The 20164-nt window shown below is 63.8% G+C and carries 16 protein-coding genes; 8 read left to right on the top strand and 8 right to left on the bottom strand.

Annotated features, from left to right (window positions below; genetic code table 11):
- The first annotated feature begins 132 nt into the window (after window positions 1-132).
- Together ABIB99_RS19555 and ABIB99_RS19550 are read left to right on the top strand one after the other, a co-directional pair.
- Window positions 133-1737, top strand: coding sequence for an alpha-amylase family glycosyl hydrolase (locus ABIB99_RS19555; protein WP_063980056.1), 1605 nt, complete (start codon window positions 133-135; stop codon window positions 1735-1737).
- A gap of 84 nt (window positions 1738-1821) precedes the next feature.
- On the top strand, window positions 1822-2313 hold the full coding sequence (locus tag ABIB99_RS19550; protein WP_063980055.1) for an MmcB family DNA repair protein: 492 nt from the start codon (window positions 1822-1824) through the stop codon (window positions 2311-2313).
- Window positions 2314-2444: 131 nt separating this feature from the next.
- Here the strand turns inward: ABIB99_RS19550 and ABIB99_RS19545 are convergent, their stop codons facing one another.
- Window positions 2445-2999, bottom strand: coding sequence for an ActR/PrrA/RegA family redox response regulator transcription factor (locus ABIB99_RS19545; RefSeq protein WP_014491094.1), 555 nt, complete (start codon window positions 2997-2999; stop codon window positions 2445-2447).
- Between the two features lie 102 nt (window positions 3000-3101).
- On the bottom strand, window positions 3102-4424 hold the full coding sequence (locus tag ABIB99_RS19540) for an ActS/PrrB/RegB family redox-sensitive histidine kinase (RefSeq protein ID WP_028149359.1): 1323 nt from the start codon (window positions 4422-4424) through the stop codon (window positions 3102-3104).
- Window positions 4425-4530: 106 nt separating this feature from the next.
- Here ABIB99_RS19540 and ABIB99_RS19535 point away from each other — a divergent pair, with 106 nt between their 5' ends.
- The 4 genes from ABIB99_RS19535 (at window position 4531) to ABIB99_RS19520 (ending at window position 8656) form a co-directional block, all read left to right on the top strand.
- Window positions 4531-5334: an ABC transporter ATP-binding protein gene (locus ABIB99_RS19535; protein WP_354177166.1), complete on the top strand. Its 804-nt coding sequence runs from the start codon at window positions 4531-4533 to the stop codon at window positions 5332-5334.
- On the top strand, window positions 5331-6149 hold the full coding sequence (locus tag ABIB99_RS19530) for an ABC transporter permease (protein WP_063980053.1): 819 nt from the start codon (window positions 5331-5333) through the stop codon (window positions 6147-6149). The genes ABIB99_RS19535 and ABIB99_RS19530 overlap by 4 nt, the downstream gene beginning before the upstream one ends.
- Window positions 6150-6270: 121 nt before the next feature.
- On the top strand, window positions 6271-7599 hold the full coding sequence (locus ABIB99_RS19525; RefSeq protein WP_071909004.1) for a polyhydroxyalkanoate depolymerase: 1329 nt from the start codon (window positions 6271-6273) through the stop codon (window positions 7597-7599).
- A 217-nt stretch (window positions 7600-7816) separates the two neighbouring features.
- Window positions 7817-8656, top strand: coding sequence for a M48 family metallopeptidase (locus ABIB99_RS19520; RefSeq protein WP_063980051.1), 840 nt, complete (start codon window positions 7817-7819; stop codon window positions 8654-8656).
- Window positions 8657-9029: 373 nt separating this feature from the next.
- Here ABIB99_RS19520 and ABIB99_RS19515 read toward each other — a convergent pair whose 3' ends face one another.
- Both ABIB99_RS19515 and ABIB99_RS19510 read right to left on the bottom strand, forming a co-directional pair.
- The gene (locus tag ABIB99_RS19515; protein WP_354177401.1) at window positions 9030-9695 is read right to left on the bottom strand and encodes a hypothetical protein; all 666 of its coding nucleotides are present in this window, start codon (window positions 9693-9695) and stop codon (window positions 9030-9032) included.
- A 560-nt stretch (window positions 9696-10255) separates the two neighbouring features.
- On the bottom strand, window positions 10256-12472 hold the full coding sequence (locus ABIB99_RS19510; RefSeq protein ID WP_354177164.1) for a transglycosylase domain-containing protein: 2217 nt from the start codon (window positions 12470-12472) through the stop codon (window positions 10256-10258).
- A gap of 168 nt (window positions 12473-12640) precedes the next feature.
- On the opposite strand from ABIB99_RS19510, the gene ABIB99_RS19505 reads away from it, so the two are divergent.
- A complete protein-coding gene (locus ABIB99_RS19505; protein ID WP_028149366.1) occupies window positions 12641-13066 on the top strand; it encodes a DUF1330 domain-containing protein in 426 nt (141 codons plus the stop codon).
- 138 nt (window positions 13067-13204) lie between these two features.
- On the opposite strand, the gene ABIB99_RS19500 is transcribed toward ABIB99_RS19505, so the two are convergent.
- The 3 genes from ABIB99_RS19500 to ABIB99_RS19490 form a co-directional block, all read right to left on the bottom strand.
- Window positions 13205-14431: an ABC transporter substrate-binding protein gene (locus ABIB99_RS19500; RefSeq protein ID WP_354177162.1), complete on the bottom strand. Its 1227-nt coding sequence runs from the start codon at window positions 14429-14431 to the stop codon at window positions 13205-13207.
- A gap of 273 nt (window positions 14432-14704) precedes the next feature.
- Complete coding sequence (locus tag ABIB99_RS19495; RefSeq protein WP_354177161.1) at window positions 14705-15946, bottom strand: ABC transporter substrate-binding protein; 1242 nt, start codon at window positions 15944-15946, stop codon at window positions 14705-14707.
- Window positions 15947-16094: 148 nt separating this feature from the next.
- Window positions 16095-16451: a DUF1304 domain-containing protein gene (locus ABIB99_RS19490; protein WP_187388035.1), complete on the bottom strand. Its 357-nt coding sequence runs from the start codon at window positions 16449-16451 to the stop codon at window positions 16095-16097.
- 97 nt (window positions 16452-16548) lie between these two features.
- Here ABIB99_RS19490 and ABIB99_RS19485 point away from each other — a divergent pair, with 97 nt between their 5' ends.
- Window positions 16549-17079 (top strand): methylated-DNA--[protein]-cysteine S-methyltransferase, encoded by a 531-nt coding sequence (locus ABIB99_RS19485; RefSeq protein WP_354177160.1) that lies wholly within the window; start codon window positions 16549-16551, stop codon window positions 17077-17079.
- 180 nt (window positions 17080-17259) lie between these two features.
- Here the strand turns inward: ABIB99_RS19485 and ABIB99_RS19480 are convergent, their stop codons facing one another.
- Window positions 17260-20052, bottom strand: coding sequence for a [protein-PII] uridylyltransferase (locus ABIB99_RS19480; protein ID WP_354177159.1), 2793 nt, complete (start codon window positions 20050-20052; stop codon window positions 17260-17262).
- Window positions 20053-20164: the final 112 nt, after the last annotated feature.

Genomic DNA, 20164 nt, shown 5'->3' with positions numbered 1-20164 from the left:
CAAAAGATTTGTGTCGTAGCCCCGGGAACAGCCGGTCGTCACACGGCCGTCCCAATTGGCCTGCTGGTTTGAACCGGGGCGTTCCTTTCGCGTTTTCTCGCGCAGGGTAGATTAGTGAGTGGTATTCCGGCCATGGCTCAGGGCGGCGACAATTGGTGGCGCGACGGCATCTTCTATCAGATCTACCCGCGCTCCTTTCAGGACTCAGACGGTGACGGCGTCGGCGATCTCGCCGGCATCCTGCGCCGGCTGCCTTACGTGAAATCGCTCGGCGTCGACGCGATCTGGCTGTCGCCGATCTTTCCCTCGCCGATGGCCGATTTCGGCTACGACATCTCCGACTATACCGGCATCGATCCGCTGTTCGGCACGATGGCGGATTTCGATGCGCTGCTCGCGGCTGCGCATGAAACCGGGCTGAAACTGATCCTCGACCTCGTGCCGAACCACACATCAAGCCAGCATCCCTGGTTCGTCGAGAGCCGGTCCTCGCGCGACAATCCCAAGCGCGACTGGTACGTCTGGCGCGATCCGGCCGCCGATGGCGGTGTCCCGAACAACTGGCTGTCCGAATTTGGCGGCAGCGCCTGGCAATTCGACGAGACGACAGGTCAATATTACTACCACGCCTTCCTTGCCGAGCAGCCGGACCTCAACTGGCGCAATCCGGATGTCCGCGCGGCGATCTACGACGCGATGCGGTTCTGGCTGGAGAAAGGCGTCGACGGCTTCCGCGTCGATGTGATCTGGCACCTGATCAAGGATGCCGAATTCCGCGACAACCCGCCGAACCCGCATTACGTCGAGGGCCGGCCGCCGAACGAGAGGATCCTGACGCAATACTCCACCGACCAGCCGGAGGTGCATGACGTCATCGCCGAGATGCGGCGCGTCACGGATGCGTATCGCGACCGCGTGCTGATCGGCGAAATCTATCTGCCGCTGCACCGTCTGATGGCCTATTACGGCAACGATCTCACCGGCGCGCAGATGCCGTTCAACTTCGCGCTGCTCTCGACGTTCTGGAGCGCGCGCTCGATCGAGACAATCGTCGAGGATTACGAGAAGGCGCTGCCGAAGGGCGCCTGGCCGAACTGGGTGCTCGGCAATCACGATCGTCCGCGCGTCGCGAGTCGTGTCGGGCCGGAGCAGGCCCGCGTCGCCGCCATGTTGCTGCTGACGCTGCGCGGTACGCCGACGCTCTATTACGGCGACGAGATCGGCATGCATCAGCTGGCGATCTCCCCCGAGGACGTGCGCGATCCCTTCGAGAAGAATGTGCCCGGCATCGGAGTGGGGCGCGACGGCTGCCGTACGCCGATGCAGTGGGATGCGTCGCCGGCCAGCGGCTTCTCCGGCGTAAGGCCCTGGCTGCCGCTGCCGGAGGACCATATCCGCGAGAACGTCGCCGATCTCGAAGCCGATTCGCGTTCGATCCTCAGTCTGTACAAGCGGCTGATTGCCTTGCGGAAGGCATCTCCGGCGCTGGTCGAGGGCGACTACCATCCGATCGCCGCGCAAGGCGATCTGCTGGTCTATCGCCGCGAGGCCGAGGGCACCGCGATCATCGTCGTGCTCAATCTCGGGCCCGACCCGATCGCCGTGACCACCAGCGCGATCCGTTTCAACAGCGAGATCTTGCTGTCGACGTTTCTGGATCGCGAGGGCGAGAGGCTGGAAGGCGTGCTGGATCTGCGCGGGAACGAGGGCGTGGTGGTGATGCCGCCATATATCTAGCCGTTCGCGGGGACGACAGATGAGCGTGTGGCCGCGGTTCATCGGACAGTGTCCGCACCAACCGGAATCGGCTAAGCTCCCCCCATGGACAGCCCCGCCCGCAACATCGCTCTCGTTCCGCCGCCCGATCGCCGCCAGTCCGAGACGGCGCTTGCGATCGCGCGCGGCACGGCGCGGTTGCTGCGCTCGCTCGGCTTTACCTGCATCAGCGAATTACCGCTGCCGTCGGGCCGGCGCGCCGATCTGGTGGCGCTCAACGAGCGCGGCGAGATCTGGATCGTCGAGATCAAATCGTCGGTCGAGGATTTGCGTGCCGACCAGAAATGGCACGAATACCGCGCCCATTGCGACCGGCTGTTCTTCGCCTTCACGCAGGATCTGCCGTGCGAGATCTTCCCGCAAGACACCGGCCTGATCATTGCGGACGCCTATGGCGCGCACATGCAGTGCGAGGCGCCCGAGCACAAGCTTCAGGCCGCCACGCGCAAGCAGATGACGGTGCGTTTCGCGATGGCGGCAGCGCTCCGGATCAACCGTCTGGTCGACCCGCAGGGCCACGCGGATTTTTGGGAATGAAGTCGTAGGGTGGATTAGCGTAGACGCCGTAGGGTGGGCAAAGCGTAGCGTGCCCACCATCCAAGCCGATCAAAATTGAAGCAGAGTTGGTGGGCACGGCGCTACGCGCCTTTGCCCACCCTACGAGACCGTTACCGCGGCGCGCGCTTCGCCAGAATCCGCTGCAACGTACGACGGTGCATATTCAGCCGGCGCGCCGTCTCCGAGACGTTGCGGTTGCACATCTCGTAGATGCGCTGGATGTGCTCCCAGCGGACGCGGTCGGCGGACATCGGGTTGGTCGGCAACTCGGATTTCTCCGAGCTGGTCGAGAGCAGGGCGGCGACGACGTCGTCGGCATCCGCGGGCTTCGACAGATAATCGATCGCACCCATCTTCACGGCGGTCACGGCGGTGGCGATGTTGCCATAGCCGGTCAGCACGATCGCGCGGGCTTCGGGGCGCTTCTTCTTTAGCGCGGAGACGACGTCGAGACCATTGCCGTCGCCGAGCCGCAGATCCACGACGGCGAATGCGGGCGCGGCCTTGCCGATCTGCGCGAGGCCATCCGAGACGGTGTCACACGACGTCACCGCAAAGCCACGGGTCTCCATCGCGCGCGACAACCGCTCCAGGAACGGCTTGTCGTCCTCCACGATGAGAAGCGAGCGGTCGGTCTGTTCGTTCAGTTCGGCGATGGCGTTCAAGGTGTTGTCCTCTCTCTGCACATCTACATATGGCGTCGCAATCAGGCGGTGCCAAGGCCGCAAATAGTCGATCGGCCCTGCTGTGCGACGCAAGGTCGCGGCCTATCCTATTGTTTCTTCGAGCGTCTCGATAGTCTCAAAACGCTCTCTCGGCCAATTGATGTGAACCACAGCACCGTGTTCCGGAAAGGTCCGGTTGGTAAACGAGACCTTGGCCCCGGTGCGTTCCAGCAAGGTGCGCGCGATGAACACGCCAAGCCCGAGCCCGCGCCGCTCGCCGCCGCCGTCATCCAGATTGCGCCGCCGCGACAAATAGGGCTCGCCGATCCGGTTAAGGATATCGGGCGGAATGCCCGGGCCGTCGTCGGAGATCACGAGCTCGATCGTGTCCTTGTTCCACCATGCATTCACCTCGACGGTGGTGCGGGCGAAATCGACTGCGTTCTCGACGATGTTGCCGACGCCGTAGAGGATCGCCGGGTTGCGCGAGCCGATCGGCTCGGCGAAGGCCGCCACCGCGATCCGCACCTTGATGTCGACGCCGAAATCGCGGTGCGGGGCCACCACCTCCTCGATCAGCTCAGACATTTTCATGCGGTCGAACGGCGCGCCTTCGGAGGAAAGCTGGGTGATCTTGCTCAAGATGTCGCGGCAGCGCTGGGTCTGCTCGCGCAGGGTTTTCAGGTCGGCGGCGAAACTTGGGTCCTTCACCGTCTTTTCCAGCTCGCGCGAGATCAGGAAGATGGTCGCGAGCGGCGTGCCGAGCTCGTGCGCGGCTGCGGCGGCCAGGCCGTCGAGCTGGGTCAGATGCTGCTCGCGTGTCAGCACCAGCTCGGTCGCAGCCAGCGCGTCGGCGAGCTTGCGCGCCTCCTCCGTCACCTGGAACGAGTAGAGACTGGTGACGCCGATCGCGAGCACGATCGAGAGCCAGATGCCGATGAGATAAATCGGCGGCAGCACCAGGGGATCGTCGGAATCCCAGGGCAGCGGCAGATGGAAGAAGAACAGGACCGAAGCACAGGCCACCGCGAGCAGGCCGAGGCCGAAGGTGAGGCGGGCCGGCAGCGCCGTGGCCGAGATCAGAACGGGCGCGAGGAACAGGAACGAGAACGGGTTCTGCAGCCCGCCGGTGAAGAACAGCAGCCCCGCCAGCTCCACGATGTTCAGCGCGAGCAGTCCGGCCGCCTGCATCGGCTCCAGCCGTTGCAGCGGATTGGACACGGTCTGGAGCGCCAGGTTGAGCGCCGCCGACAGCGCGATGATGCTGACGCAGGGGACGATCTCGACGTTGAACTCCAGCCCCTGCGCCACGATGAAGATCGCCGCGAGCTGGCCGAGCACCGCGAGCCAGCGCAGCCGCAGGATCGTGTCCAGGCGGATATGCCGCTGTGCGTGGCGGAAATCGGTATCGGCAGTCTCAGTCATCTCGGCCAATGTGGCGGTGCCTTCTCGGTCACAAACGCGGGGCTCGCGGAACCACCCGGATTACAAGCCTTGCGCTATCCGCTGCAATAGCAGAAGAACGGCTAGCATGACCGGGAACGACAAAGCTTCAAGTCCGCCGACTGTCGCGGAGCGCGGCTCCTCTGCGGCCATTGCGGTCGATCACCTCGTCAAGGTCTACAAGCAGACCCGCGCCGTCGACGATATCTCCTTTTCGCTGCCGCGTGGCAGCATCACCGGGCTCCTGGGCGGCAACGGCGCCGGCAAGACCACGACCATCGCGATGATCATGGGCCTGGTGCTGCCGACCTCCGGCCGCGTGCAGGTGCTCGGGCATCGGATGCCGGAGCAGAGCGCGGCGGTGCTGGGGCGGATGAATTTCGAGAGCCCCTATGTCGACATGCCGATGCGCCTCACGGTGCGGCAGAACCTCACCGTGTTCGGCAAGCTCTATGCGGTGAAGAACGTCTCCGATCGCATCGCCAGGCTGGCCGACGAGCTTGATCTCACCGAATTCATCGACCGCGCCAACGGCAAGCTCTCCGCCGGGCAGAAGACCCGCGTCGCGCTGGCGAAGGCGCTGATCAACCAGCCCGCGCTTTTGTTGCTGGACGAGCCCACCGCCTCGCTCGACCCGGATACGGCCGACTGGGTGCGGGCGCATATGGAGCGCTATCGCAAGGAGAACAACGCGACCATCCTTCTGGCTTCGCACAACATGCTCGAGGTCGAGCGTCTGTGCGACCGCGTCATCATCATGAAGCGCGGCCGCATCGAGGACGACGACACGCCGGAGGCCATCATGGCGCGCTACAACCGCACCACGCTGGAGGAGGTGTTCCTGGACGTCGCGCGCGGGCGGGTGAACGGTGCGAAGGAGGCGGCGCGATGACCGAGCTCTCCCTCCACCGCGGCATTTCCATCCATCGCATCGGCGCGATGATCCTGCGCTACTGGTATCTGTTGATGTCGTCCTGGCCGCGGCTGCTCGAGCTGCTTTATTGGCCCGCGCTCCAGGTCATCACCTGGGGCTTTCTCCAGCTCTACATCGCCGAGAACGCCAATTTCTTCGCGCGCGCCGGCGGCACGCTGATCGGCGCCGTCATCCTCTGGGACATCCTGTTCCGCGGCCAGCTCGGCTTCTCGATCTCGTTCCTGGAGGAGATGTGGGCGCGCAACATCGGCAACCTCATGATGAGCCCCTTGAAGCCGATCGAGTTTCTGCTGTCGCTGATGATCATGAGCATGATCCGGCTCGCGATCGGCGTCATCCCGATGACGCTGCTCGCGCTGTTCCTGTTTCACTTCAACGTCTATGCCCTCGGTCTGCCGCTGATCGCGTTCTTCTGCAATCTGATCTTCACCAGCTGGGCGGTCGGCATCTTCGTCTCGGGGCTGGTCTTACGAAACGGCCTTGGCGCCGAGAGCATCGTCTGGACCCTGATGTTCGCGATCATGCCGCTCGCCTGCGTCTACTATCCCGTCAGCGTGCTGCCGGCATGGCTGCAGTACGTCGCCTGGTCGCTGCCGCCGACCTATGTGTTCGAGGGAATGCGGGCGCTCCTGATCGAACAGACCCTCCGGATCGATCTGATGTTGCGTGCGTTGGCCATCAACGCGGTGCTGCTGGTTGCATCTTTTGGGGCATTCCTTGCCCTTTTGCGGAGCGCCAAGAAGCACGGCTCGCTGCTCTCGAGCGGTGAATAATCTCACTTTCCCGTGGATTCAGGCTGATTTAGCCGTTCCGGCTCCGTAGATGTACGGAACCATGCATTGACGCAATATTACGCATTCGGCAGTATGTTGCGATGCGAAGAGGATTTTAACGATGCCTATTGGTGAGTTCGGCGGCGCGCCGCCCCTGGCGGCCGAAGGCAGTCCGGTCCTGACGACGCCGATGTACTGGATGTACGAGATGGGGCAGGCCTCTCTCAATCCGGCGCGTGCGGTCACCGATGCGACCAAGCTCCTGTTTCAGAATCCCCTCAATCCGTGGGCGCGCACCGAGGTCGGCAAGTCCGTCGCCGCGGCCTGTGAATTGTTCGAACGCACCACGCGCCGTTACGGCAAGCCGGAATGGGGCCTCAACGACACCGAGGTCAACGGCATCCGCGTTCCCGTCGAGGTCCGCTCGGTCTGGGAAAAGCCGTTCTGCAAGCTGCTCTACTTCGATCGCAAGTTCGCCCGTCCCTTGCGCAGCCCGCAGCCGCGCGTGCTGATCGTGGCGCCGATGTCCGGCCACTACGCGACGCTGCTGCGCGGCACGGTCGAGGCGTTCCTGCCGGCGCATGAGGTCTACATCACCGACTGGGCCGACGCCCGCATGGTGCCCCTGAGCGAAGGCCGCTTCGATCTCGACGACTACATCGACTACGTCATCGAGATGCTGCACGTCCTTGGCGGCAACACCCATGTCATGGCGGTGTGCCAGCCCTCCGTTCCCGTCGTTGCCGCCGTCTCGATCATGGAAGCGCGGCGCGACCCCTTCGTGCCGACGTCGATGACGCTGATGGGCGGCCCGATCGACACCCGCCGCAATCCGACCGGGGTGAACAAGCTCGCCCAGGAGCGCGGCATCGACTGGTTCCGCAACACCGTCATCACCAAGGTGCCGTTCCCGCATCCGGGCATGATGCGCGACGTCTATCCGGGCTTCCTGCAGCTCAACGGGTTCATCAGCATGAACCTCGACCGGCACATGGACGCCCACAAGCGCCTGTTTGCCAATCTGGTGAAGGGCGACGGCGACCTCGTCGACAAGCATCGCGACTTCTACGACGAATATCTCGCGGTGATGGATCTCTCCGCCGAGTATTATCTGCAGACGGTCGACACCGTGTTCGTGAAGCACTCGCTGCCGAAGGGCGAGATGACCCATCGCGGAACACGCGTCGACCCCTCGAAGGTCACGCGCGTGGCGCTGATGACGGTCGAAGGCGAGAACGACGACATCTCCGGGCTCGGTCAGACCGAAGCAACGCACACATTGTGCAGCTCGATCCCCGATCATCGCCGCGTTCATTACGTCCAGAAGGGCGTCGGGCATTACGGCGTGTTCAACGGCTCGCGATTCAAGTCGGAAATCGTGCCGCGCATCCATGACTTCATGGTCTCGGCTGCGAATCCGAGCTCGTTGCAGGCTCTTGCGGCCGAATAAACGCGTTTTTCGGCTTTCCCGCTGAAAATCGGCGCCCTGTCAGAGGTTCCGGCAGGGGGTGGTTCCCTCCAGATTCGCGGTATTTAGGTAGCCTTATAGGAGTGAGTCCCACCTCAGCCCTTGGGGGTGCCGCATGCGTCCAGCGGGGGCGAAAAAACCGGGTTCCAACCCCAGTCTGTAGGGTCTCCCGGACGCTAGACCGCTGTATATTGGGCAAATGATTTGTTTTTGCGCCGAGCGCTTTCCCTGGCGGCGGTTATGGCAGAATCCGGGCGCCCTCCTGCCCCCCGGACTGACAGACATGGCCACTCGCGCACTCCTCTATCGACGGCCCCACGAGCCGAAGACCCTGGTCATCACCCATGGATCGCAGTTTTTTGCGATTCGATTGCGTCGGCACCGCCGCGCGCGCCGCTACACGCTCAGAATCCATCCGAGCGATCGCGAAGCCATCCTCACCATCCCGCCGCGCGGCACGCTGGCCGAAGCCAAGGACTTCGCACAACGTCACGGCGCGTGGATCGCTGCACGTCTCGGCCGTTTGCCGAAGGCTGCGCCGTTCCAACCCGGCACAGTGATACCGCTACGCGGCACGGCCCATCGTATCGTTCATCGTGCCGGCACGCGCGGCACGGTATGGACGGAAGTGCGCGACAGCGGTGAACGCATTCTCTGCGTCGCCGGCGGGGTCGAGCATGTCGACCGCCGCGTCAGCGACTTCCTCAAGCGCGAGGCGCGCCACGATCTCCAGCGCTCGGCGGAGGCCTATGCCGTCGAGCTCGGCGTCAGGGTCAAGCGCCTCTCGATCCGCGATCAGTCCAGCCGTTGGGGCTCCTGCACCTCGGCCGGTTCGCTGTCGTTCTCCTGGCGCCTGATCCTCGCGCCGCCCTACGTGCTCGACTACCTCGCCGCGCACGAGGTCGCCCATCTCGTCGAGATGAACCACTCGGCGCGGTTCTGGCGCGTCTGCGGAAAGGCCTGCCCGTCGATGGAGCGCGCCAAGAAGTGGCTCGATACGCACGGCAACGACCTGCACCGCTATGGGGTCGAGGATTGATCCTCGTCGCAGACTAGGCCTCGCTGCTAGCCCAACACTCACTGTCGTCGCCCGGCTTGACCGGGCGACCCAGTATTCCAGAGGCGGTCATTGTTAAGCCGAGAAGCCACAGCGTACTGGATTCCCCGCTTTCGCGGGGAATGACAGCGGAGGACGGGGCGACATCAGTGCGTCTCGTGCCACGCTTCCCGATTTTCCCGAACGACCGACCATCGGACTATCTAAGGCGAGCAGCTCTCGTCGTGCGACATCGCGGGCGTTGAACGCCGACGATGGCTGCTCGTTGTTCGGCGTCAGCCGGGATGATCTTGCTTGATGTGCTTTGACAAAATTCGTCGCCCGGATGCCGCGCGTCCTCAAACCATCTCTCAGGTCAGGCGCTGATATCTGCGCTTGTCCCCGGCTGCGCGCGCGAGGCGAGATAGGACGATTGCAGTTGCACGGCGGCCTTCTGGCCCTCGGCCAGCATCGCTTGGAAGACCGCGTCGAGTTGATCGCGACTATAGGTCGCAGAATTGCTCTGACGCGGTGTCCATTGCGATTGCGTGATCGCGGTGGATGCTTTTTCGACGGTGCCGCCAAGCAGCTTGGCGTAATTGTCGGCTCGCCATTGCGCCAGATCAGGTCCACTCAGACCGGGAGGATCCTCGAGCTTGCCGATCTTTGCGGCCGCCGCGTTGGTCATCGTCGAGGACCCGCCATTGTACAGTGTGGCCACCACCTTGCCGTCAACCTTCACCTGGGCATAGGTGTTCTCAGGTGCATCGTCCGAGACGGCCGGTTGAGTCGCGTTCGCGCCGTGGGTCATCAGCCAATTCGTTGCCATCAGGTCGCGCAGGACCGGGTTATCCGCCACTGAGATCGGCTTGGCGCCTTGCAGCGGCTTGAGTTGCGACACGCTGATTCCGGGGCTGCTGGTCGCAGCGTCAGTTGCAGTCGACGCCTCCGGCTGGAGATCCGATGTCGTTGTCGCATTGGAACCGGTCGTTGATGCAGGGCGCAGATAGGGCAACGCCGCGCTGGATAGACCTGTAATCATGGAACGCTCCTTCCCACTAAATAAACCCGAGTCTTCGGAACTCAACCTAAGAGAGCAATTCCTGGGCCGATGTCGGAGCCTTTAAGAGACTGGTGTTTTGGCGTTCAGGGATATTTCGGCATCGGTAAATCTTGCCGTCTTGGGCAGGACTTGCCTTGGGCAGGACTTGCCGAAGCCGTGGCGCGATGTCAGCCCGAGCAAACGCTGCTGGCCGCATCCATCACTGTCATCGCCCGCGAAGGCGGGCGATCCAGTACGCCGCGGCAGCTGTTTTGAATCTCGACGTCTCGGAATACTGGATTCCCCGCTGGAGCCTGTCATCGGGCTCGCCCAAGGCGAGACCCGGTGGCGGGGAATGACAGTTGAGAGTGGGGCGACGTCAGCGCGCTTTGCGCGATGCTCGCCGCACCTCGCGACGATTGCGCGGCACGCTCGATTTGCCCCGCCGGATCAAACGTTTCCTACAATCCACCGTGCGGCGCGCCTGACATCACCGGCTACTGTGCATGGGGTTGTTTTCGCGTTTTTTGTTTTGAGGCCCTGGGGACCTCAGCTCGAAGCTACCGATTTCCGCCGAACAGCCGGTCCATCAGCCAGCCGTCGAGGCCTGCTGCGGCTTCCGGCCGCACATTCGCGCGCGTCGGAGGAGGGCGATAGCCGCCACTGCTCGCCGGTGCCGGTCCGGGTGCTGTCGTCGCCGTCGGCGGCGATACCTGCGATGCCGCCTGCGCGAGGTTCGACAGGCCCCAGCTCGCTTGCGAGTTCGGCAAGGCGGCCACCGGCACGCCCTCGTGCGCCGTGCGCATGAAGCGCGACCAGACTTCGACGGGCAGGCCGCCGCCGGTCGCCTTCTTGGTCGGCGAGTTGTCGTCATTGCCGAGCCAGACGCCGGTGACGAGGTTGGCGGTGTAGCCGATGAACCAGGCGTCGCGATAATCCTGGCTGGTACCGGTCTTGCCGGCCGCCGGCCAGCCGGGGATCTCCGCCTTCTTGGCGGTGCCTGATATCAGCGTCTCCCGCATCATCGTGTTCATCATGCCGACATAGCGCGGGTCGATCACCTGGTTGCGCTCTTCCGCTTGCCGCATGTAGAGCAGCTTGCCACTGAGCGTCCTGATCCGCGTGACGACGTGCGGCGCCACGGCGAAGCCGCCATTGGCGAAGGGGGCATAGGCGCCGACAAGCTCGACGACCGAGACTTCGGAGGTGCCGAGCGCGATCGAGGCATTGGGCTCGAGCTTCGAGGAGATGCCGAGCCGGTGCGCGGTGCGCACCACGTTCTTCGGCCCGACCTCGAGACCGAGGCGGATGGCGACGGTGTTGAGCGACATCGCCAGCGCCTGCGTCAGCGTCACCGCGCCGAAATATTCATGGGTGTAGTTCTCGGGCTTCCAGCCCTTGACCTCGATCGGCGCGTCCTGGCGCACCGTGTCCGGCGTCAGCCCCTGCTCGAGCGCGGTCAGGTACACGAACGGCTTGAACGAGGAGCCCGGCTGGCGCTTCGCAGTGACCGCGCGGTTGTACTGGCTGTCGGAATAGTTCCGTCCGCCGACCAAGGCGCGCACCGCGCCGTCGGGCGTCATCGCCACCAGCGCGCCCTGGCTGACATTGAACTTGACGCTCTTGGCCGCGAGCTCGTCGATGATGGCGGCTTCCGCCACGCTCTGCAGCTTCGGATCGATCGTGGTCTCGACCTTGATGCTCTCGTCGATCTGGCCGACCAGATCGTCCAGCACCTCGCCGATCCAGTCGGCGACGTAGTTGAGCGTGCCGGCGCCGGCCGGCTTCACGTTGTAGGAGGGGTGGCCGATCGAGGCCTGCGCCTGTGCTTCGGTGATGAACTTGGCATCCGCCATCGCCGCGAGCACGATCTGCGCGCGCGCTTCCGCGCCTTCCGGATTGCGGTTCGGCGCCAGCCGCGACGGCGATTTGACGAGGCCCGCCAGCATCGCGGCCTCGGCGACGGTGACGTCCTTCGCCGACTTGCCGAAATATTTCTGCGCAGCGGCCTCGACGCCATAGGCGCCCGAGCCGAAATAGACGCGGTTGAGATAGAGCTCCAGGATCTCGTTCTTGGAATGCTTGCGCTCCAGCCAGATCGCGAGCTCCGCCTCCTGCAGCTTGCGCGCCATGGTCCGTTCCTGGGTCAGGAACAGGTTTTTCGCGAGCTGCTGCGTCAAGGTCGAGCCGCCCTGCGAGACGCCGCGATGGAGTACGTTGGTGACGAGGGCCCGCAGGATGCCAATCGGGTCGATGCCGAAATGCGAGTAGAAGCGGCGGTCCTCGATGGCGATGAAGGCCTTCGGCAGATAGGGCGGCAGGTCCTTCAGCGAGACGTTGGCGCCCGCCATCTCGCCGCGCTGCGCCAGCATGCTGCCGTCGATGCCGACGATCTGGATCGTCGGCGGCCGCTTGGGAATCTCCAGCGACTGGATCGGCGGCAGATGGGCGCCGACATAGATCACGACGCCGATCACCGCGATCATGCCCCACAGGCCGAGCACCGCACCCCAATAGACGAGGCGGCCGAGGCTGAAGCCTCCACCCGATTTCGACCGGCGCTTGGCGCCGCTGCGGCCGGCTTGTGCCTTCCGCTCGCGCGGCGGCTCGTCGCCTGCATCCTCGCTCTTGCGCTTGGCGGATGGTTTCGTTGATTTCTTCGGCTTGTCCTCGCCGCCGGGGACGCGGTCGGCCGCGGTCAGGCGCAGATCGGCGAGCGCAGCAGGCAAGCCGAACAACGGCTCCTTCCGCCCACCCTTTTTCTTTCCCCACGCCATACACAAAACGCCCGGTCAGCCCGCCCCGCCGCACGCTACCGGTCGCAGTTTAAGGCCCGGTTACCCAGAGCTTAACGCGCGATTAGGAGGTGCGGCATTCGCCTGCCGCAGTTCCGCTCGCCGGGCGGCAGAGCTAGGATCGCCCGCATAAAACAAGAGGGAACCGGCATGGGCCATATCGATCCGAGCAAGGAGATTTTTGCGCAGTTCCGGGACAACGACCGCCCCGGCCCGATCCACATGCTGAACCTCGTGCGCTTGCGCGAAGAGGCCGCCTATCCAGACGGCCGCAAGGCGAGCGGCGCGGAAGCCTATGCGGCCTACGGCCGCGAGAGCGGCCCGGTGTTCGAGCGCCTCGGCGGCCGCATCGTCTGGCAGGGCAAATTCGAGCTGATGCTGATCGGCCCGCAAGAGGAGCGCTGGGACCATTGCTTCATCGCTGAATATCCAAGCGTTGCCGCCTTCGTCGAGATGATCCGCGATCCCGTCTATCGTGAAGCGGTGAAGCATCGGCAGGCCGCGGTGGAGGATTCACGGCTGATCCGGCACGCGGTACTGCCGGTGGGGAAGAATTTTGGGGAGATACCGGAGTAGATGTCTCTGCGCGCATCTCCCTCCGCCGTCATGGCCGGGCTTGACCCGGCCATCCACGCCCTTGCCTTGCCGCTCCAAGAACGTGGATGCCCGGGACAAGCCCGGGCATGACGTCGTTGAGGCAGTTGTTTCCGAGAACTAATCGATCGGGCCGGCATCCTCCAGGATCGGGCCGAACAGCTCCCAGCGCTCGCCGTTGAACTTCATCATCTGAAGCTGCTTGTTGACGCGGTAGTCGGTCGCCGAGGTGTTGGCCTTGATACCGGGCAGCGCGATATCGCTGGTGACGTCCTTCAGCGACGCCGCCTGCTTCATGACGTTCTCGCGCGTCAGGTTGTCGCCGCATTGCTTCAACACATGGACCAGGAGCTGGGCTGTGCCATAACCATAGGTGTTGAAGTTCGAGTCCTTGTCGCCGTCCGGATAGTACTTCGCCATGAAGTCAAAATACTTCTTCAGGCCGGCGTCGTCCTTCCAGGTTGGATCGAGCGGTTCTTTGCCGTAGTTGACGCTGATCAGGCCCTTGGCCGCATCAAGGCCTGCCGGCTTCAGCACCGCACCGACCGAGGTGGCGTTGATGTCGACGATCTGGATCGGATGCCAGCCCATTTCGGCGATCTTCTTGATCGCCTGTGCGGCCTGCTTCGGCGTTGTGGCGCTGAAGAACAAATCGGCGCCGGCGTCCTTGATCTTGAGGATCTGCGAATCCACGGTCGGATCGGAGACCTCGTAGGACGCTTCGGTCACGATCATCTTGGCGGCTTTGTCGCCGAGGCCGGCCTTGATGCCGTTCAGATAGTCCTTGCCGAGGTCGTCGTTCTGATAGAGCACGCCGATCTTGGCGTCCGGATGCTGCTTCAAAATGTATTGGCCGTAGATTCGGCCTTCGACGAAGTAGTTGGGATTGTAGCCCATGGTCCACGGAAAGTTCTTCGGATCGGTGAACCTCGAGGCGCCGGTCGCTGCGAACAGCTGCGGCACCTTCTTGGAATTGAGATATTTCTGGACGGCCGCGTTCACAGGCGTGCCAATGATTTGGAAAGTCAGCAGCACCTCGTCGCTCTCGACGAGCTTGCGTATCTGCTCCACGGCTTTCGGCGGCGAATAGGCGTCGTCATACTGGATCAGGTTGATCTTGCGACCATTGATGCCGCCCTGGTCGTTGATCATTTTGAAATAGGCGGCCTGGGTCTTGCCGATCGACGAATAGGCCGACGCCGGTCCCGAAAACGGCATGGTCTGTCCGACCTTGATCTCGGTGTCGCTGGCGCCCGGATCATATTTTTTCTGGGCACTGGCCGTGGTGACCGACAGCGCCAGGGTCAGCGCCGTTGCCGCGGCCAGATGCAGCATTCCATTCCTCATTCGCAATTTCCTCAGTTTGTTATTGCCGATGATCTGCCCGGGTGCTCTTGCGCACAGGACGTCACCGCTGAGGGCGATTGTGGATGAGGCGTTGCTGCAACGCAAGGTGGGTGGAGACGCGCAGTTCGTAGGGTGGGTCAGCCTTGCGGCTGCGCGAAGCGCAGTCCGCCAGGCGTAACCCACCACTTCTGTTGCGCGCGGATGTCGAAGAGGTGGATTACGCCGAGCAGATGCGCTTTGCGCATCTGCAGGGCTAATCCACCTACGCAGTTACTAACCGGCCGGGCCGTTGTCCTCGATGATCGGGCCGAACAGCTCCCAACGCTCGCCGTTGAACTTCATCATCTGCATCTGCTTGTTGACGCGATAATCGTTCGGTCCGGTGTTGATCTTGATGCCGGGCAGCGCGAAGCTCGGGGTGAAGTCCTTGATGTTGGCGACCTGCTTCATCACGTTCTCACGCGACAGGTCGTCGCCGCACTGTTTCAGCACCTGCGTCAGCAATTCGGCGACCGAATAAGCATAGGTGTTGACCGTGTTGAGCTTGTCGCCTTCGGGGAAATACTTGTCCATGAAGGCGAAGAACGCCTTCACACCCGGATCGTCCTTCCACTGCGGATCACTCGGCTCCTTGCCGTATTGGGTCGAGATGATGCCCTTGGAGATGTCGAGGCCGGCCGGCTTCAGCGTCGCCGAGATCGGGCTCGCATTGATGTCGAGGATGTGCACCGGCGTCCAGCCGAGCTCGGCCACCTTCTTGATGGCCTGCGCCGCGAACTTCGGCGTCGAGGCATCGTAGAAAAGATCTGCGCCGAGCGACTTCAGCTTGACCACCTGCGAATCGACGGTCGGGTCGGTGACCTCGTAGGACACTTCGCCGACGATCATCTTCGCGGCCTTGTCGCCGAGGCCGCTCTTGAGGCCGGCGAGATAGTCGCGACCCATGTCGTCGTTCTGGTAGAGCACGCCGATCTTGGCATTGGGGTGATTGGCGAGAATGTACTTGGCGTAGATGCGTCCCTCGGACACGTAGTTGGGATTGTAGGCGATGGTCCAGGGATAGTTCTGCGGATCGTTGAAGCGTGCGGCGCCGGTGGAGGCCAGCAGCTGCGGGATCTTCTTGCCATTGAGATATTTTTGCACGGCGGCGTTCGCGGCCGTGCCGATGATCTGGAAGGTGAACAGCACTTCGTCGCCTTCGACGAGCTTGCGCACCTGCTCGACCGTCTTCGGCGGCGAATAGGCGTCGTCATACTGGATCAAATTGATCTTGCGGCCGTTGATGCCGCCCTGATCGTTGATCATCTTGAAGTAGGCGGCCTGGGTCTTGCCGATATTGGCGTAGACGGAATAGGCGCCGGAGAACGGCACGGTCTGGCCGATCTTGATCTCGGTGTCGCTCGCGCCGGTGTCGTATTTCTTCTGGGCGAGGGCTTGATTGAAGGGGGCTTGGCTGGCGGAGAACGCGAAGGCGAGCGCCGCCGTGGCAGCTATGAAGGCTCTGCGATTGCTCATGTTGGGTTGTTCCTCCTGACGGAATTTCCGGCCGACGGTCTTTTCCCGTTGATTGCAACGGTCGCCATCGCTGCCGGAGAGTGTGGAGGAAGGCGAGGTGCCGCGCAAGGATCGCGACGCTGCGCCGAAGCGTCTCAGGTCAGGAGAATCAGGTCAGAAACAGCGCAACCAGCGCGATCGCCGCCGGCAGCGCCTGCACGAGCAGGATGCGGGTGCTGACGGTCGCCGCGCCGTAGGCGCCGGCCACGATCACGCAGAGCAGGAAGAATGCCTTGATCTGGAACGCGAAGGCCGGGTTGCCGTGGACGAGGCCCCAGATCAGGCCGGCGGCGAGGAAGCCGTTATAGAGCCCTTGGTTGGCCGCTAGCACCTTCGTGATCTCGGCCTTTTCAGGCGTATTGCGGAATGTCTTCAAGCCAAGCGGCTTGTCCCAGAGAAACATCTCCAGGATCAGGAAGTAGGCGTGCAGTGCGGCGACCAGCGCCACCAGGACATTGGTGATCAGAATCAAGTTGAGCCCCCCAAAGCGTCAGCTTTCGGGTGGACGTTAGCACGGCTGGCATGGCAAGTGCGATGGCGTGTTTCGATGGCCTGGTGTCGCAATGCCCGCTCGATCAACCAACCCGCCTGAACTATTCGGCCTCGATCGCCTGACGACGCCGATCGGGATCGCGCTGCTCGTCACCGATGCCGAGGGCGCCTTGCGTGCGCTCGACTGGGAAGACTACGAGCCCCGCATGCGCGAGCTGTTGCGCCTGCAATACGGCGCCGTGGATCTGAGCGATCAGCCTGCGCCGACGGAGATGCGGACGGCGCTGTCGGGCTATTTCGAAGGCGATCTCGGCCAGCTCTCGGGCGTCGCATGGCGCATCGCCGGCACGCCGTTCCAGCAGAAGGTCTGGACCGCGTTGGCAAAGATCCCGGCCGGCACCACGATGAGCTATGGCGCGCTGGCCGCTAGGATCGATATGCCCAAAGCCATTCGTGCCGTCGGTCATGCCAACGGCTCCAACCCGATCAGCGTGGTGCTGCCCTGTCACCGCCTGATCGGCGCCGACGGCTCGCTGGTGAAATATGGCGGTGGCCTCGAGCGGAAGAGGTGGCTGCTGCGGCATGAAGGGGTGGAGGTCTAGAGGCGTTGCGCGCCAACCTCTCTCCTCGGTCATTCCGGGGCGTCGCGCAGCGGCGAGCTATGGTGCGCAATTGCGCACCTGAGAATCCATATTCACCAGCCGGGGTTATGGATTCCGGGCCTGTCCCTTCGGGCCATCCCGGAATGACGAGAGGAGAGAGCCGCACTCGAACGGTAGACCTCACGCCGCCGGTGCAGCAACCGCCTTGTCGCCGGCCATCACATGGGTCAGCGCGCTCTTGATCGCGGACTGGCGCGTCGGTGCGTTGATCTGTGCGCCGAGGAGGTCGGTGACGTAGAACACGTCGCGGGCGCGCTCGCCGAAGGTCGCGACATGGGCCGAGGCGATGTTGAGGTTGAGCTTCGAGATCGCGGTGGTCAGCTCGTAGAGCAGGCCAGGGCGGTCGAGGCCGGACATCTCGATCACGGTGTAGCGGTCGGACCATTGGTTGTTGATGGTCACTTCCGGCTCGATCGTGAAAGGGCGCGCCTTGCTGCGCACGGTGCGCCGCGCCACCACTTCGGGCAGACGCAGCTTGCCTTCCAGCACGTCCTCGATCATCTCGCCGATGCGCGTGGCGCGCCGGCCCTCGTCCTCGTCGCGGTCGTATTCCCTGGAGATCGAGATCGTGTCGAGCGCGCGGCCGTCGGTCGTGGTGTAGATCTGCGCGTCGACGATGTTGGCGCCGGCCGAGGCGCAGGCGCCGGCGATGATCGAGAGCAGCCAGGGATGGTCGGCGGCGAAGATCGTGAGCTCGGTGACGCCGCGCACCTCGTCGAAGCCGACATTGATCGCGAGCTTGTGGCCGGCCTGTTCGCTGGAGCGGACGAAGCGGGCATGGCGGATCTTTCGCGGCAGCTCGACCTTGAGCCAATAGGCGGGATAGTGCCGGCCGATATAGGCATCGAGCTCGTCCGCTGGCCACTCGGCGAAGGCCATACGGAATTCGGCGTAGGCGGCCGTCAGGCGCTTGCCGCGGTCGACTTCCGAGAAGCCGCCGGTCAGCACCGGTTCGGTTTCATAATAGAGAGAGCGCAGCAGCTGCGCCTTCCAGCCGTTCCACACGCCCGGGCCGACGCCGCGGATGTCGGCGGTGGTCAGGATCGTGAGCAATTTCATCTGCTCGACCGACTGCACCACGGCGGCGAAATTCTCGATCGTCTTGCGGTCGGAGAGGTCGCGCGACTGCGCGACCGTGGACATCGTCAGATGTTCCTCGATCAGCCAGGCCACGAGCTCGGTGTCGGCCGCGCTGAAGCCGAGCCGCGGGCACAGCCGGCGCGCCACCTTGGCGCCGGCGATCGAGTGATCCTCCGGCCGTCCCTTGGCGATGTCGTGCAGCAGCGTCGTGATGTAAATCACCGCACGGTGCTCGGGCCGGATCTTGCGGAAGAGATCGCTGGCGAGCGTGAACTCCTCAATGCCGCCGCGCTCGATGTCCTGCAGGAAGCCGACGCAGCGGATCAGATGCTCGTCGACAGTGTAGTGATGATACATGTTGAACTGCATCATCGAGACGATCTTGCCGAAGGCGCGGATGAAATGGCCGAGCACGCCGGTCTCGTTCATCCGCCGCAGCACGATCTCGGCGTTGTCGGAGGTCAGGATCTCCATGAACAGCCGGTTGGCTTCCGGGTTCTCGCGCAGCTGCGCGTTGATCAGTCCGAGCGAGCGCGTCACGTCGCGCATCGCGTCGGGATGGAAGGCGAGGTTGTTCTTCTGCGCCAGGCGGAAGATCCGGATCAAATTGACCGGATCGTGCTTGAACACGTCGGGCGCGGCGACGTTGATGCGGTTGTTGTCGACGAGGAAGTCGTCGCTGTCGGGGACGCGGCGCTTCGCGGGGGCGGGGCGCAGCCGCGCCATCATCCGGCTCAGCACCGGCGCGGGCTTGGCCTGCTGGTCCTCGAGCTTGGCGCAGAGGATGGCGGTGAGGTTGCCGACTTCCTTGGCGACCAGGAAGTAGTGCTTCATGAAGCGCTCGACGTCCTGCATGCCGGGATGCGAGGTGTAGCCGAGCCGGACCGCGATCTCGCGCTGGAGATCGAAGGAGAGGCGCTCCTCCGCGCGGCCGGAGTAGAAGTGCAGATTGCAGCGCACCGACCAGAGGAAGTCGGCGCAGCGGCGAAAGGTGCGGTATTCCTGCGCGTCGAACACGCCGCGCTCGACCAGCTCGTCGGTATCACGGACGCGGTAGACGTATTTGGCGATCCAGAACAGCGTGTGCAGGTCGCGCAGGGCGCCCTTGCCGTCCTTGACGTTGGGCTCGACCAGGTAGCGCGACTGGCCGCCGCGGCGGTGGCGCTCCTCGCGCTCGGCGAGCTTTGCGGTGACGAATTCGGATGCCGTGCCCTGCACCACGTCCTTGTCGAAGCGCGCGACCAGTTCGTCATAGAGCGGCTGGTCGCCGGTCAGGAAGCGCGTTTCCAGAATCGCGGTGCGGATGGTCATGTCGCCGCGTGCCTGCCGGATCGATTCATCGACCGAGCGCGTGGCGTGCCCGACCTTCAGCCCCATGTCCCAGAGACAGTAGAGAATGGCCTCAGCCACCTGTTCACCCCAGGCGGTCTGCTTGTAGGGCAGGATAAACAGGAGATCGATATCGGATTCCGGGGCCATCAGGCCGCGGCCATAGCCGCCGGTCGCGACCACCGCCATGCGCTCCGCGCCGCTCGGGATCGGCGAGCGGTAGAGATGCCGGGTCGCCGCCGAATACAGGATGCGGATGATCTCGTCCTGCACGTGGCACAGCCGCTCGGCGCAACGCCTTCCATGACGGTCCTTCAGCAGGATCGCCTGCGCCGCGGCGCGCGCCGCGATCAGCTCGGCCTTCAGCAATTGCGCCATGGCCGTGCGGAACGTGTCCTCACGTCCCTGATGTTTCTCGGCAAGCGCATCGACCGCGGCGGTGATCCGCGCGGTGTCGAAGCGATCGTCCACCTCGGCCTTGTGCTCAGTCGCGACGCTGTCCATGTCTCACCGGATATAAGAGGTGACAGGCGCTGTCACCCGCCATTCTCTGGCAATAGTCGTTCCATGCTGGAAAAGGCCGGCCTCGGGCAAAATCGTTCTCGGTCGAGGGGCT

Source organism: Bradyrhizobium sp. LA6.1, assembly GCF_040547805.1.
GTDB lineage: Bacteria > Pseudomonadota > Alphaproteobacteria > Rhizobiales > Xanthobacteraceae > Bradyrhizobium > Bradyrhizobium barranii.
The sequence above is the reverse complement of the archived record's forward strand: the minus strand, read 5'-3'. Positions and strand labels throughout refer to the sequence as shown.

Excerpts from the sequence above, each read along its gene's own strand:
- ABIB99_RS19505 (WP_028149366.1), top strand. The coding sequence starts at position 12,641 with ATGGGCCATATCGATCCGAGCAAGGAGATTTTTGCGCAGTTCCGGGAC.
- ABIB99_RS19515 (WP_354177401.1), bottom strand. The coding sequence starts at position 9,695 with ATGATTACAGGTCTATCCAGCGCGGCGTTGCCCTATCTGCGCCCTGCA.
- ABIB99_RS19500 (WP_354177162.1), bottom strand. The coding sequence starts at position 14,431 with ATGAGGAATGGAATGCTGCATCTGGCCGCGGCAACGGCGCTGACCCTG.
- ABIB99_RS19520 (WP_063980051.1), top strand. The coding sequence starts at position 7,817 with ATGATTTGTTTTTGCGCCGAGCGCTTTCCCTGGCGGCGGTTATGGCAG.
- ABIB99_RS19535 (WP_354177166.1), top strand. The coding sequence starts at position 4,531 with ATGACCGGGAACGACAAAGCTTCAAGTCCGCCGACTGTCGCGGAGCGC.
- ABIB99_RS19525 (WP_071909004.1), top strand. The coding sequence starts at position 6,271 with ATGCCTATTGGTGAGTTCGGCGGCGCGCCGCCCCTGGCGGCCGAAGGC.
- ABIB99_RS19550 (WP_063980055.1), top strand. The coding sequence starts at position 1,822 with ATGGACAGCCCCGCCCGCAACATCGCTCTCGTTCCGCCGCCCGATCGC.
- ABIB99_RS19495 (WP_354177161.1), bottom strand. The coding sequence starts at position 15,946 with ATGAGCAATCGCAGAGCCTTCATAGCTGCCACGGCGGCGCTCGCCTTC.
- ABIB99_RS19485 (WP_354177160.1), top strand. The coding sequence starts at position 16,549 with ATGCCCGCTCGATCAACCAACCCGCCTGAACTATTCGGCCTCGATCGC.
- ABIB99_RS19555 (WP_063980056.1), top strand. The coding sequence starts at position 133 with ATGGCTCAGGGCGGCGACAATTGGTGGCGCGACGGCATCTTCTATCAG.
- ABIB99_RS19480 (WP_354177159.1), bottom strand. The coding sequence starts at position 20,052 with ATGGACAGCGTCGCGACTGAGCACAAGGCCGAGGTGGACGATCGCTTC.
- ABIB99_RS19540 (WP_028149359.1), bottom strand. The coding sequence starts at position 4,424 with ATGACTGAGACTGCCGATACCGATTTCCGCCACGCACAGCGGCATATC.
- ABIB99_RS19530 (WP_063980053.1), top strand. The coding sequence starts at position 5,331 with ATGACCGAGCTCTCCCTCCACCGCGGCATTTCCATCCATCGCATCGGC.
- ABIB99_RS19510 (WP_354177164.1), bottom strand. The coding sequence starts at position 12,472 with ATGGCGTGGGGAAAGAAAAAGGGTGGGCGGAAGGAGCCGTTGTTCGGC.